General features: G+C 59.5%; 8 protein-coding genes and 1 pseudogene. 4 read left to right on the top strand and 5 right to left on the bottom strand.

Going from position 1 to position 13,058, the window contains the following annotated elements:
• Positions 1–7 precede the first annotated feature (7 nt).
• The 4 genes and pseudogenes from RBH71_RS26425 (at position 8) to trxA (ending at position 7,871) form a co-directional block, all read left to right on the top strand.
• Positions 8–745, top strand: a complete 738-nt coding sequence (locus RBH71_RS26425; protein WP_003516331.1) for a nucleotidyltransferase family protein — start codon at positions 8–10, stop codon at positions 743–745.
• Positions 742–3,926, top strand: a pseudogene (addB, locus tag RBH71_RS26420) (double-strand break repair protein AddB). Before RBH71_RS26425 ends, addB begins: the two are co-directional and overlap by 4 nt.
• Entirely contained in the window at positions 3,916–7,473 is a 3,558-nt protein-coding gene (gene addA / locus RBH71_RS26415) for a double-strand break repair helicase AddA (protein WP_003516333.1), read from the top strand. The pseudogene addB and the gene addA overlap by 11 nt, the downstream one beginning before the upstream one ends.
• Positions 7,474–7,550: 77 nt before the next feature.
• Complete coding sequence (trxA, locus tag RBH71_RS26410) at positions 7,551–7,871, top strand: thioredoxin (protein ID WP_003516334.1); 321 nt, start codon at positions 7,551–7,553, stop codon at positions 7,869–7,871.
• A gap of 49 nt (positions 7,872–7,920) precedes the next feature.
• Here the strand turns inward: trxA and RBH71_RS26405 are convergent, their stop codons facing one another.
• From RBH71_RS26405 to RBH71_RS26385, 5 genes are all read right to left on the bottom strand, one after another.
• On the bottom strand, positions 7,921–9,300 hold the full coding sequence (locus tag RBH71_RS26405) for a bifunctional folylpolyglutamate synthase/dihydrofolate synthase (protein ID WP_173739217.1): 1,380 nt from the start codon (positions 9,298–9,300) through the stop codon (positions 7,921–7,923).
• A gap of 85 nt (positions 9,301–9,385) precedes the next feature.
• Complete coding sequence (accD, locus tag RBH71_RS26400) at positions 9,386–10,279, bottom strand: acetyl-CoA carboxylase, carboxyltransferase subunit beta (protein ID WP_003516336.1); 894 nt, start codon at positions 10,277–10,279, stop codon at positions 9,386–9,388.
• Between the two features lie 27 nt (positions 10,280–10,306).
• The gene (gene trpA / locus RBH71_RS26395) at positions 10,307–11,146 is read right to left on the bottom strand and encodes a tryptophan synthase subunit alpha (protein ID WP_003516338.1); all 840 of its coding nucleotides are present in this window, start codon (positions 11,144–11,146) and stop codon (positions 10,307–10,309) included.
• A gap of 4 nt (positions 11,147–11,150) precedes the next feature.
• Positions 11,151–12,371 carry a tryptophan synthase subunit beta gene (gene trpB / locus RBH71_RS26390; RefSeq protein ID WP_003516339.1) on the bottom strand — a complete coding sequence of 407 codons (1,221 nt, stop codon included), beginning with the start codon at positions 12,369–12,371 and terminating at the stop codon, positions 11,151–11,153.
• A gap of 1 nt (position 12,372) precedes the next feature.
• On the bottom strand, positions 12,373–13,035 hold the full coding sequence (locus RBH71_RS26385; RefSeq protein ID WP_003516340.1) for a phosphoribosylanthranilate isomerase: 663 nt from the start codon (positions 13,033–13,035) through the stop codon (positions 12,373–12,375).
• Positions 13,036–13,058: the final 23 nt, after the last annotated feature.

The raw sequence follows: 13,058 nt of genomic DNA, 5'->3' as shown, positions 1-13,058 counted from the left end.
GACCACAATGACGATCAAGAACGCGATGGTGCTGGCCGCCGGGCTCGGCACCCGGATGCGCCCGATCACGGATACGATCCCGAAACCGCTCGTCAAGATCGCCGGCAAACCGATGATCGACTACGCGCTCGACGCCCTTGTCGAGGCCGGCGCCGAGAAGATCGTCGTCAACGTCCATCACCATGCCGATCAGATGATCGCCCATCTTGAAACCCGTACCGACTCCGAAATCCTGATTTCCGACGAGCGGTCGCAGCTGATGAATTCCGGTGGCGGACTTGCCAAGGGCCTGAAACTTCTGGAGCCAGGTCCCGTCTTCGTCATGAATGCCGATCTTTTCTGGATTGGCGAACAGCTGAATGCCGTCAGCAACCTGCGCAAGCTTGCGCAATTCTTCGATGCCACGCACATGGATATGGCTATGCTCTGCGTCGATATGGACCGTACCACCGGTCATAACGGCAAGAGGGATTTCAACCTCTCTTCGGATGGTAGACTGGCGCGGTATCGCGACGGGGACACGAACCCGGTGGTTTATGCCGGGGCCATTGCCATGGATGCGCACCTGCTGGACGATGCGCCGGGGGATGCTTTCAACTTGAATATCTATTTCGACCGCGCCATCGAGAAAGAACGACTTTTCGGACTTTCACTGGATGGCCACTGGATCACCGTCGGCACTCCCGATGCGATAGACGATGCCGAAAGTATCATCCGGCAATTCAGGGAAAAGCGCTCTGCATGACTTTCACCCATCACGCAAAGCGCGTCCTGACGATCGCTGCGGGAACACCGTTCCTCAAAACGCTCGCGGAAACGCTGTGTGACGGGACACTGACAGCCGGCTATAAATACGACCCTGCGGATCCGCTTTCGCTTGCCAAGGTGACGATCTATGTTCCGACCCGGCGCTCCGCCCGCGTGCTGCGCTCAGAGTTTGTCGATCTTCTGGGCGGCCGTTCCGCCATTTTGCCACTGATCCGGCCGCTCGGCGAAACCGATGACGACAGCGGCTTCTTCGAGATCGAAAATCCTGAGATCATGGATCTGGCGCCGCCGATTTCCGGCACCGGCCGGCAAATCGAGCTGGCGCGCCTCATTCTGGCATGGCGCAACAGCCTGCCGGACGCCATCAGGGCCATCCATTCGGACTCACCACTTGTCGCACCAGCCAGCCCTGCCGACGCCATATGGCTGGCGCGCGCGCTTGGCGAAGTGATCGATGCGATGGATACGGAAGAAAAGGAATGGGAGGCGCTCGCGCATCTCGATACCGGCGATCACGCCCAATGGTGGCAGCTGACGGCGGATTTCCTGAAAATCGCCAGCGTCTTCTGGCCTGCCCGTCTTGCCGAACTCAATCGAACTTCCGCAGGCCGACATCGCAACGGCATCCTGAGGGCGGAGGCGAACCGGCTTGCCAACCTGCCGGACACCGGACCGATCATCGTTGCGGGCTCCACGGGCTCAATTCCGGCAGCAGCAGACCTTATCGCCTCTGTCGCCTCGCTGCCCCAGGGCGTCGTCGTGCTTCCGGGCCTCGATCTTACGATGCCGGAGGAGCAATGGGAGGCTATTGCCGAGGACCCTACTGATCCTTCAAGCCGCACCCATTCGCAATACGGGCTCTACATGCTGTTGCAGAAGCTCGACATCATGCGAGACGATGTCGTTCAGATCGGCGCTATCGATAGCGATCTTGAAAAACGCGCGGCGGTTTTTTCGGCAGCACTTGCTCCTGCCAAATCCACCAGTGACTGGAACCGCTGGCGTGAGGACAAGCAACCCGGATTTTTCGACGATGCTTTTGCGGCAGCGACCCTGATAGAAGCTGCCAACGAGCGCGAAGAGGCAACCGCAATTGCGGTGGCGCTGCGGCTGGCGCTTGAAGCGCCGGGCGCTGGCCGCCCGTCTCAGGCCGCGCTGATCACGCCCGATCGCGGACTGGCCAGGCGCGTGGCGACGGAATTGCAGCGCTTCGGTATCGAAGCCGACGATTCCGCCGGTACGCCGCTTTCCGCCACGCCGCAGGCCGGACTGACGCAACTCGCACTGGAAGCGATCCTCAGGCCCGGAGATCCGGTGCCGGTCATTTCCCTTCTGAAACATCCGCTCAGCCGTTTCGGGCTTTCGCTGGAGGCTTTTACAAAAGCATCAAAGGCGCTGGAATTGATCGCACTTAGAGGCGGCCGCGTCGAAACCGAAATCGGCAATCTGGAGGCGGTTCTCGATGCGCAACTGGCGGCGCAGCGCGATGACCGGCATCCGCCTGCCTGGAGGCTGGCGCTGCCCGAGGGAAGCGTAGACGCCGCTTGCGATCTGGCACGCCGGATCGCCGTTTCGACAGAGCCGCTTGGCAGCGCATTCGTTCGTCGCGACCGCTCAGGCCGGTCTTTCACGGACAAATTGCCGCTTTCCGATTGGGCCGAGCGGACGGGCCGGGTGATCGAAGCCATCTGCGCGGATGACAACAACGATCTTGCCACTCTCTGGTCCGGCGAGGCAGGCGACAAGCTTTCCGGCCTGTTTGGCGAATTGATGGAAAGCGGCGAAATCCTTGATGCGGATGGTCCGCAATGGGCTGATATCTTCGCGGCACTGGTTGCTGGCGAATCGATCAAGCCGCGATCCATGCGCCATCCGCGCATTTTCATTTTCGGTGCCCTTGAGGCACGACTGCAAAGCGTCGACACTGTCGTGATCGGCGGTCTCAATGAAGGGCTTTGGCCGGGCCAGACGGCAAACAACCCGTTTCTGTCCCGCAACATGAAGACAGCCATCGGTCTGGAACCGCCGGAGCGGCGCATCGGCCAGCTGGCGCACGATTTCGAGATGGCGAACGGGACACGGCAGATTTTCTACAGCCGCGCGCTCAGACAGGGCTCGACACCCGCAGTCGCATCACGCTGGCTGCAACGGTTGCTGGCACTCGGCGGCGAGGATTTTGCCGACCAGCTGAAGAAGCGCGGCGAGACCTATCGCCACTGGGCGGCACTGATGGATGCGAGCATCGACCAGGAAGCAGCAAAGCGCCCTGCCCCCAAACCGCCGGCCGACTTGCAGCCGAAGAGCTATTCCTTCAGCGAAGTGGGCAGGCTGCGCCGTGACCCCTATTCGATCTACGCGCGGCGTATCCTGAAGCTCAACCCGCTTGATGGCTTCAACCGCGATCCCAATGCCGCCGACCGTGGCACGCTCTATCATGCAATCATCGAGCGCTATTCCCGCGAGGGGCATATTCCCGGCACGCCGGCATCGCTCGAGGCCATGCAGCGTATTCTGGATGAAAGTTTCGACGCGGAAGATCTTCCTGCACATGTCGATGTCATCTGGCGCCCGCGATCGAGGCGGTGGCACGCGCCTTCATCGACTGGGAGAAAGAACGACATCCATCCATCCGCCGCAGCTTTTTCGAGGCGCGTGCCGGACAGGAAATCCCCGAGGCAGGAATAAGGCTGACCGGCATCGCCGACCGCATAGATATCAAGACCGGCGGTCAGGCGGATATTATCGACTACAAAACGGGGCTTGCGCCTTCAGTCAATCAGGCGCGCGCGCTGCTCGACCCGCAGCTCGCGCTGGAAGCGGCAGCACTGATGCGGGGCGCCTTCCGCGAGGCGGGTTCGCAGACACCGGAAAACCTTATCTATGTGCGCCTGCGGCCGGGTGACCGTTTCTTTCCCGACCAGGTGAACAACGAACACTCCAACCGGGGTGGCAAAAAAGCACCGAAATCGGCAATCGAGCTGGCAACCGAATCAATCGATCAGCTGGCCGAGTTCGTGCGTTCGCTGCGTGATGGCGAAAACGGCTTTGCCTCGCGGCTGGTGCCGGAGGAGCAACAATCCTACGGTGGGGAATATGACCACCTCGCCCGCGTTTCGGAATGGTCGACGGCAGAACCGGGAGACGGCGATGATGATTGACCCTATCGATCACGGGCCTGCCACGGACACCCCGCAAAGCTGGATAGACTGGACGAGCGACCGACAGCGGCTCGCCTCCGATCCGGCAAGTTCCGCCTGGGTTTCGGCCAATGCCGGTTCCGGCAAGACCCATGTACTGACCCAGCGCGTCATCCGTCTACTTCTGGCCGGGTGCCGACCCTCCGCAATTCTGTGCCTGACCTATACCAAGGCAGCGGCGTCCGAAATGTCGAGCCGCGTTTTCGACCGTCTGGCGGAATGGGCTACGTTGCCGGATAACGATCTTGGGGATCGCGTCGCTGCCATCGAAGGAAAGATGCCGGATCGCATCAAGCTGGCCGAAGCGCGGCGGCTGTTCGCCAAGGCGCTGGAAACGCCCGGTGGGCTGAAGATCCAGACGATCCACGCCTTCTGCGAAGCCTTGTTGCATCAGTTCCCGCTGGAGGCCAATGTCGCCGGCCACTTCTCCGTCCTTGATGACCGTGCCGCAACAACCCTGCTGGCTGAGGCACGTCGGTCGCTTTTAACGGCGGTTTCGACGGAGGGAGACACCGATCTCGCGCAGTCTCTCGCCTATGTGCTTGATTTGGCGGACGAAAGCGGGCTCGAATCGCTACTCACCGCCATCATCGCCAATCGCAGCGCCCTTCGTGCCTTTTTGATCGATGCAAAACAGGCTGATGGTATCGATGCCCAATTACGGCAGGCAATGCAGATAGACGCGGGTGAAACCGAAGAAACGGCAGCGGCAGCATTCTGGCCCTTGCCCGGTCTCTCGGGGCTTTCCCTCGATACCTATCTGACGCTTGCCGACGAAGTGGGCGGATCGCGCGTCATAGATGTCGCTTATGCCCTGCGGGAAGCGAAACGGCAGACGGATTCCGTGCGGCGCATGGAATTCATCGAAGCTGCGCTGTTGACAGCCAAGGGCGAGAAAAAATCCGATGCCTATGTCATCAACAAGGGCATGCAGAAATCCGCACCCGATCTCGTCGACGCGCTGACGCTTGCGCGGGACCATGTCGTGGCCTGTCGTAATCGCTATCGTCTGGTGCGAATGCTGGAGGCGACGAAATGCGCGCTTGTTCTGGCTGAGAGACTGATCGGCGATTTCGAGGATCTGAAAAAGCAGCGAAGCCAGCTCGATTTTGAGGATCTGATCGAGCGCGCCGCCAATCTCCTCAACCGCGATACGGCGGGCGCCTGGGTACATTACAAGCTAGATCAGGGTATCGACCATATCCTCGTCGATGAGGCGCAGGATACCAGCCCTGTGCAATGGTCGATCATCCAGTCGCTGGCGGCGGACTTCTTCAGCGGCGAGAGCGCCCGCATGGGGCGGCGCACGCTTTTTGCCGTCGGTGATGAAAAGCAATCGATCTATTCGTTCCAGGGCGCACGACCGGAGCGGTTTTCGCAGGAGCGCGACGAGACCAAAAGGCGTGTCGATTCGGTGGAGCAGGCATTTCACCGCATCCGCCTGCCGCTGTCCTTCCGTTCCACGGAAGATGTGCTGGCCGCCGTCGATCAGGTCTTTTCGGACCCTAAAAATGCCAGCGGCCTCAGCGCCGATAACGAGCCAGTCGAACACCGCTCCAACCGCGCCGGCCACCCCGGCACCGTGGAAGTCTGGGATATGGTGGCGCCGGAAACCGCAGAGGACGAAGAAGACTGGACGGCGCCTTTCGATGCACTTCGGGAAAGCGCGCCGGCCACCATCGTTGCCCGCCGGATCGCCGCGCGCATTGCCGGCATGATCGGCAACCAGACAATCATCGAAAAGGGCGTGGAACGCGCTATTGAGCCCGGCGATATTCTTGTGTTGGTCAGAAAACGCCATGCTTTCGTCAATGCGCTGACCCGTGAGCTGAAACGGCGCAAGAACATTCCCGTCGCCGGTGCCGACCGTCTTCGCCTGACCGATCACATCGCCGTGCAGGACCTTCTGGCGCTTGGCCGTTTTGTCGTGCTGCCTGAGGATGACCTTTCTCTGGCCGCGCTGTTGAAAAGCCCGCTTTTCAATCTCTCCGAAGACGATGTTTTTGATGTCGCTGCCACGCGATCCGATACGGAGAGCGTGTGGCAAAGATTGCAGACGCTTTCGCAAGACGAGAACGGCCGCTTCTTCGCAGTCGCCAACAAGCTCAAGAACTTCATCGCGCTTTCGAAAACGGCAACGGTGCATGATTTCTTCGCTGCGGTTCTGACCCTGCATGACGGGCGCAAAAAGTTCCTGGGTCGTCTCGGCAACGAGGCGAGCGATGTTCTGGACGAGTTCCTGTCCTTTGCGCTTGACCATGAAAGGACCGGCTTGCCCGGCCTGCAAGCCTTCCTATCCGTTCTGGAAACGGATTCGCCGGAGGTGAAACGCGAACAGGACAAGGATCGCGGTGAAGTGCGGATCATGACCGTGCACGCCTCCAAGGGTCTAGAAGCGCCGGTTGTTTTTGTGGTCGATGGCGGTTCGAAAGCCTTCAACCACAGTCATGTCCCGAAACTGCGCTTCGTTGAAGCAGACGGGGATGCCTTCCCCGTCTGGCTGCCTGGCAGCGGTTTTTCCAATCATCTCATTCGCGCCGATGAGGAACGCCTGAAGACGGCCGCGGAAGACGAATATCGCCGGCTGCTTTATGTCGCGATGACACGCGCTGCCGATCATCTGGTCGTTTGCGGTTATCGCGGCCAGAAGGAAAATCCCGAATGCTGGCATGCCATCGTCAAGGCAGCACTCGCCGACAATGAAAAGCACTGCCAACCGCAACAGTTTATGGCCGATGGTGAAGAGTGGCAGGGGCTTGTCTGGCGCAAGTCCGATATTCGTTCGACCCCCGCTCCGCAAAGGCTGCCTGAACCACAGACGCAAGAAGAATATGCTCTTCCGGCGGGGCTTCTTACCCCCTTGCCCGCCCTGCCATCATTGCCGAGGCCACTCAGCCCTTCCGGCGCGGGCACCATCATTGATGACGGTGCGGACGATCTTGCCGTGCGTTCGCCGCTTTTCGGCGAAAAAGCCGATGTCTCCTCGCTGGCATTGCAACGCGGTCGGCTGGTGCATCGCATGCTGCAGGCCCTGCCGGATTTTGCCGAGAGTGAGCGGGAAGAGGCAGCCCGCCGCTATGCCGAACGTGCCGCACGGTTCTGGCCGTCTGCCGAGCGCGAACATCTGATACGGGCGGTTTTGCGGGTCATGTCCGAACCATCTGTACAGCCGGCATTTTCGCCCAATAGCCGCGCAGAAGTTTCCATTATGGGGACCATGACGATCGGCAGGCAGCATTATGCGGTTTCCGGCCGTATCGACCGGCTGGCAGTGGATGGCGACCGCGTCATTCTGGTCGATTACAAGACGAACCGCGTGCCGCCGCGCGACGCGCACGAGATACCCTTCTCCCACACGGCACAGCTTGCCATCTATCGCGAAATTCTGTCACCGCTTTATCCCGGCAAGGAATTTGTCTGCGCGCTGATTTATACGGAAAATGCCGCTTTTATGACGGTTGGTGACGATGCCATGATGCAAGCCCTTGCCGCAATAAAGACAAAGTGAGATACCGGGGCATTGAAATTTCGACGCGCCCGCATCACATCGATAGTGGAAAAGATTCACTGAAAGGAGAGCCAGATATGGCTACCGTAAAAGTCGACGCCGCCAACTTCCAGTCCGAAGTCCTCGAATCCTCCGAACCAGTCGTAGTGGATTTCTGGGCCGAATGGTGCGGCCCGTGCAAAATGATCGCGCCGAGCCTCGAAGAAATTTCGTCCGAGCTTGCCGGCAAGGTCAAGGTCGCGAAGCTCAACATCGACGAAAACCCGGAACTGGCTGCCCAGTTCGGCGTTCGCTCCATCCCGACTCTTGCCATCTTCAAGAGCGGCGAAGTGGCTGACATCAAGGTCGGCGCTGCGCCCAAGACAGCGCTTTCGGCCTGGATTTCCGGCGCCGCGTAAGCGACTTTCCATGGAATAAAGAAAAGCCCGGCAGCGATGCCGGGCTTTTTTATTCGGGAACCGTACCATTCAATGCAAGCGCGTTTCCGGCAAGATAAAGCGAGCCGCCGATCAGGATGCGCGGCGGCGGCCCTTCGGGATCGAAGCGACGCGATAGCTCGTCCAGCGCCTCGGTCAGCGAAGATGTAGGCGCCGCAACCAGACCGGCATCAAAGGCCGCATGGGCAAGCACGACGGGATCGATTGCGGCATCAGTGCCGCCGATTGGAACCGTGAAGACATACTCCGCGATATCGGCGAAAGCCTTGAAATAGCCCACCGGATCCTTGGTGTTGATCATGCCGGCAATGATGAACAGCGGGCGCGGTGTCTTTTCTTCAAACCCCGCCATTGCCTCGGCAATGACTTCGCCCGCGCCTGGGTTGTGACCACCATCGATCCAGATTTCCGCATCCTTCGGAGCGATTTCAGCGATTTTTCCGGTTAGGACACGCTGAAGACGGCCGGGCCATTCCACTGTTGTCATGGCCTTTTCGATCATCCGCTCCGTCACCTCAAAACCGGCAGCCTTGACGGCCCGGATCGCAGCAGCGGCATTGGCAAGCTGGTGTCGACCGGGAAGACGTGGCAGCGGCGCGTCGGTCAGGCCGAATTCATCCTGGTAGACCATACGGCCGAATTCTTCATGGGCGGAAAAATCCTGCCCATAGACTGATGCCGGGCAACCAAGACGCTCAGCCGTGGAAACGAGGGTATCCAGCGCCGCATCATACTGCTGATGACCAATGACGACAGGGGAACCCGACTTCATGATGCCGGCCTTTTCAGCGGCAATCAGTTCCACCCGGTCGCCGAGATAGGCCTGATGATCGAGCGATATCGGCATGATAACGGAAACGGCCGGGTTGTTGATCACATTGGTCGCATCGAAGCGCCCACCGAGCCCAACCTCGACCACGGCAGCATCTGCCGGATGCTCCGCGAAGAGCAGAAACATCGCGGCGGTCAGAATTTCGAAAACCGTTATCATCTGGCCGCCGTTGGCAGCTTCGATGCGGCGCAGCGCATCCGCAAAGACGGCATCATCGACATAACGGCCTTTTTCGCCGGAAACGCCGATGCGATAACGTTCATGCCAGTTCACGAGATGCGGAGAGGTGTGGACGTGCACGGAAAGTCCTGCCGCCTCCAGTAATGCGCGGCAAAAGGCCGTAACCGAACCCTTGCCGTTGGTGCCTGCGACATGAATAACCGGCGGCAACCTTTTCTGAGGGCTGCCTAGTTTTTCCAGAAGACGGGAAATTCTGTCCAGTGAAAGATCAAAACCCTTGGGGTGAAGCTGCATCAGCTTTTCTATGATCTGTTCGGCCTCGCCGATTGCGGGCTTCGTCATATCTTCTGTTCGCCTTTCAGGCGTTGTATTGGCCATTTGTCCGCCGCACCCGAGATGAAATCATGCAACGTATAACGTCATCCCGAAGGCGCTTCCCGCCTCCGGGCGACATATTTTTCCGTCAGGCCGAAGCCGCGAGCGGAATGACCGCGTTTGCTTCTGCCGGAGCCTTCGTCATGATCTTGAGAAGGCTTGCCAGCGTATCGGGAATTTCGCGGCGATCGATCACCATATCCACCATGCCGTGCTCCAGCAGGTATTCCGATGTCTGGAAGCCTTCCGGGAGCTTTTCGCGAATGGTCTGTTCGATCACGCGCTTGCCCGCAAAGCAGATTTCGGCGCCCGGCTCGGCGATATGCACGTCACCCAGCATGGCGTAGGAAGCAGTGACACCACCCGTCGTCGGGTTCGTCAAAACCACGATGTAGGGCATGCCTGCTTCTTTCAGCATATTGACAGCAACCGTGGTGCGCGGCAGCTGCATCAGCGACAGAATGCCTTCCTGCATGCGGGCGCCACCGGAGGCCGGGAACATGACCAGCGGGCAACGCTCTGAAATGGCGCGCTCGAACGCCTTGACGATGGCTTCGCCGGCCGCGATGCCGAGAGAACCGCCCATGAACTGGAATTCATGCACAACGGCAACGATCTTCAGGCCTTTCAGGAGACCAACGCCGGCAAGGATGGTATCTTCCTGCTCGGTCTTCGTGCGGCTGTCGCGCAGACGATCGGTGTATTTCTTGGAATCGCGGAACTTCAGCGGATCCTGCGCTACCTTCGGCTGCGGCAAGGCCTCATAGACGCCACCATCGAAAAGATCGCCGAGACGCGCCTTTGCCGGCATCTTCATGTGGTAACCGGAAGCCGGAATGACCCACTTGTTATCTTCCAGATCCTTATGGAAGACCATCTCGCCCGTTTCCGGGCACTTGATCCACAGGTTCTCAGGAACCTCCGGGCGGCGGCCAAGCATGGAATTGATCCGGGGCCGTACGTAATTGGTGATCCAGTTCAACTGACTACTCCTGACTGGGCCGCGCGCTTATTCCGCAGCGGCAAGGCGCGACGCACGCACGCCCGTTGAAAGTCCTTTTACCAGCGTCGTGACGGATGGCACGGTATCGGCGGTTGCCTGCCCGTCCTTCGTCAGACTGCCGGCGATCTGGTTGACGATGGCCGAACCGACCACCACGCCATCCGCCACGGCACCGATCGCTTTGGCATGATCGGCCGTCTTGACACCAAAACCGACGCAAACCGGCAGTTCCGTATGCGCCTTGATACGACCGACCGCGCCAGAGATCAACGACGGATCGGGCAGTGCGGAACCGGTAATACCGTTCATCGATACGTAATAAACGAAACCTGAGGTATTTTTAAGAACGGTCGGCAAGCGCTTGCCATCCGTCGTCGGCGTGGCGAGACGGATGAAATTCACGCCGCGCGCCAAGGCGGGCACGCAGAGCTCATCATCCATTTCAGGCGGCAGATCGACAACGATCAGACCGTCGACGCCAGCCGCCAACGCATCGTCCAGAAATTTGTCGACGCCGTAGATGTAGATCGGATTGTAATATCCCATCATCACGATCGGGGTCGCGTCGTCTTCCTTGCGGAACTCGCGGGCGAGATCGAGCGTGGTTTTCAGCGTCTGGCCGCCTTTCAGCGCGCGCTGTCCTGCCAGCTGGATCGCCGGGCCATCCGCCATCGGGTCGGAAAACGGCATGCCGAGCTCGATAACGTCGGCGCCTGCTTCCGGCAGGGCCTTCATGATGCCGAGCGAGGTTTCGAAATCCGGGTCGCCGCCCATGAAATAGGTAATCAGAGCCGGGCGGTTTTCAGCGCGCAGATCGGCAAAGCGCTTGTCCATACGTGCAGTCATGGCCTTACATTTCCATTCCGAGGAACTTGCTGACGGTGTGGACATCCTTGTCCCCACGACCCGAAAGATTCATCAGGATGATCTCATCCTTGCCCATCTTCGGTGCGCGCTTGATGACTTCCGCCAGCGCGTGGCTTGGCTCCAGAGCGGGAATGATGCCTTCGAGGCGCGTCAGCATCTGGAAGGCGTCCAGCGCCTCGTGGTCCATGATCGGTACATATTCCACGCGGCCGATATCGTTCAGCCAGGAATGCTCAGGGCCGATGCCGGGATAATCGAGACCTGCGGAGATGGAATGGCCTTCCTTGATCTGGCCATCCGCATCCTGAAGAAGGTAGGTGCGGTTTCCGTGCAGAACCCCCGGCGAACCGGCCGTGATTGAAGCGCAATGCTCCTCGCCCGAAAGACCCCTGCCGCCAGCCTCGACGCCGACGATACTGACACTCTTGTCATCAAGGAAAGGATGGAAGATGCCGATGGCATTCGAGCCACCGCCAACAGCCGCAATGACCATATCCGGAAGACGGCCCTCCGCCTCCAGCATCTGTGCCTTTGCTTCCTCACCGATGACGGCCTGGAAATCGCGAACCATTTCCGGATAAGGATGCGGGCCGGCAGCTGTGCCGATCAGGTAATAGGTGTCATCGACATTGGTGACCCAGTCGCGCAGCGCCTCGTTCATGGCATCTTTCAGAGTGCCGTGGCCAGCCGTTACCGGCTTTACCTCAGCGCCCAGAAGCTTCATGCGGAAAACATTCGGCGCCTGACGGGCAACATCCGTCGCGCCCATATAAACGACGCAGGGCAGGCCGAAGCGTGCGGCGACGGTCGCCGAGGCAACGCCGTGCTGGCCGGCACCGGTTTCGGCAATGATACGGGTCTTGCCCATGCGCTTGGCAAGCAGGATCTGGCCAAGGCAATTGTTGATCTTGTGCGAGCCGGTGTGATTCAGCTCTTCGCGCTTGAAATAGATCTTGGCGCCGCCCAGTTCGGCCGTCAGGCGTTCCGCGAAATAAAGCGGGCTCGGGCGGCCAGTGTAATGAGCGCCGAGATATTTGAGTTCTGCCTGAAATTCGGGATCGGTCTTTGCCTTCTCCCACTCCGCCTGCAAATCCAGAATAAGCGGCATCAGCGTTTCGGCAACGAAGCGGCCTCCGTAAATGCCAAAACGGCCGTCCTCATCGGGACCGGCGCGGAAAGAATTGGGTGTTGGCGCGTCGTTCACTTCAAGCTCCCTTTGGGCCTTTCGACCAATCATTCACCACATCGAAGAATGCATCAATCATCGCAAGATCCTTGACGCCCGGCGCGCTCTCCACACCGGACGACAAATCCAGTCCGCCAGCTCCGGTTTCGGCCAGAGCCTCCGCGACATTGTCCTTGTTCAATCCCCCGGAAAGCATGTAATCGATACTTCCGTCAAGAGAGCGCAGGATGGTCCAGTCGAAGGTTACTCCGTTGCCGCCCGGCAAATCGGAACCCGCAGGCGCCTTGGCATCCAGCAGGAAACGGTCGGCTATACCTATATAGGGATCAATCTTGGCAAGATCAGCGGCGTCGCGAACGGAAAGCGCCTTCATTACCGGAAGTCCGTAGAGTGCTTTGATGTTCAGCACCCTCTCCGGGCTTTCACTGCCGTGCAATTGCAGAATATCCGGTCTCAGCAGATCGACGATCTCGTCTAAATCATCATTGTCGGCATTGACGGTAACGGCGACAACCTTTGCGGCGCCACGGGCGGCTTCTGCCAGCCTGCCGGCGATATCGGGCTCGATGTTGCGGGGGCTCTTTTCAAAGAAAATAAAGCCGACATGGGAGGCGCCGCGCCTGACGGCACGCTCCAGCGCTTCCGGTGTCTTCAATCCGCAAATCTTGATATCCGGTTTCATACCCGCGACCTGACACGAAATGC

Origin of the sequence: Rhizobium sp. AN68 (assembly GCF_030758035.1) — a bacterium.
Classification (GTDB): domain Bacteria; phylum Pseudomonadota; class Alphaproteobacteria; order Rhizobiales; family Rhizobiaceae; genus Agrobacterium; species Agrobacterium tumefaciens.
The sequence above is the reverse complement of the archived record's forward strand: the minus strand, read 5'-3'. Positions and strand labels throughout refer to the sequence as shown.

Excerpts from the sequence above, each read along its gene's own strand:
- RBH71_RS26425 (WP_003516331.1), top strand. The coding sequence starts at position 8 with ATGACGATCAAGAACGCGATGGTGCTGGCCGCCGGGCTCGGCACCCGG.
- trpA (WP_003516338.1), bottom strand. The coding sequence starts at position 11,146 with ATGACTGCACGTATGGACAAGCGCTTTGCCGATCTGCGCGCTGAAAAC.
- RBH71_RS26385 (WP_003516340.1), bottom strand. The coding sequence starts at position 13,035 with ATGAAACCGGATATCAAGATTTGCGGATTGAAGACACCGGAAGCGCTG.
- addA (WP_003516333.1), top strand. The coding sequence starts at position 3,916 with ATGATGATTGACCCTATCGATCACGGGCCTGCCACGGACACCCCGCAA.
- trxA (WP_003516334.1), top strand. The coding sequence starts at position 7,551 with ATGGCTACCGTAAAAGTCGACGCCGCCAACTTCCAGTCCGAAGTCCTC.
- RBH71_RS26405 (WP_173739217.1), bottom strand. The coding sequence starts at position 9,300 with ATGGCCAATACAACGCCTGAAAGGCGAACAGAAGATATGACGAAGCCC.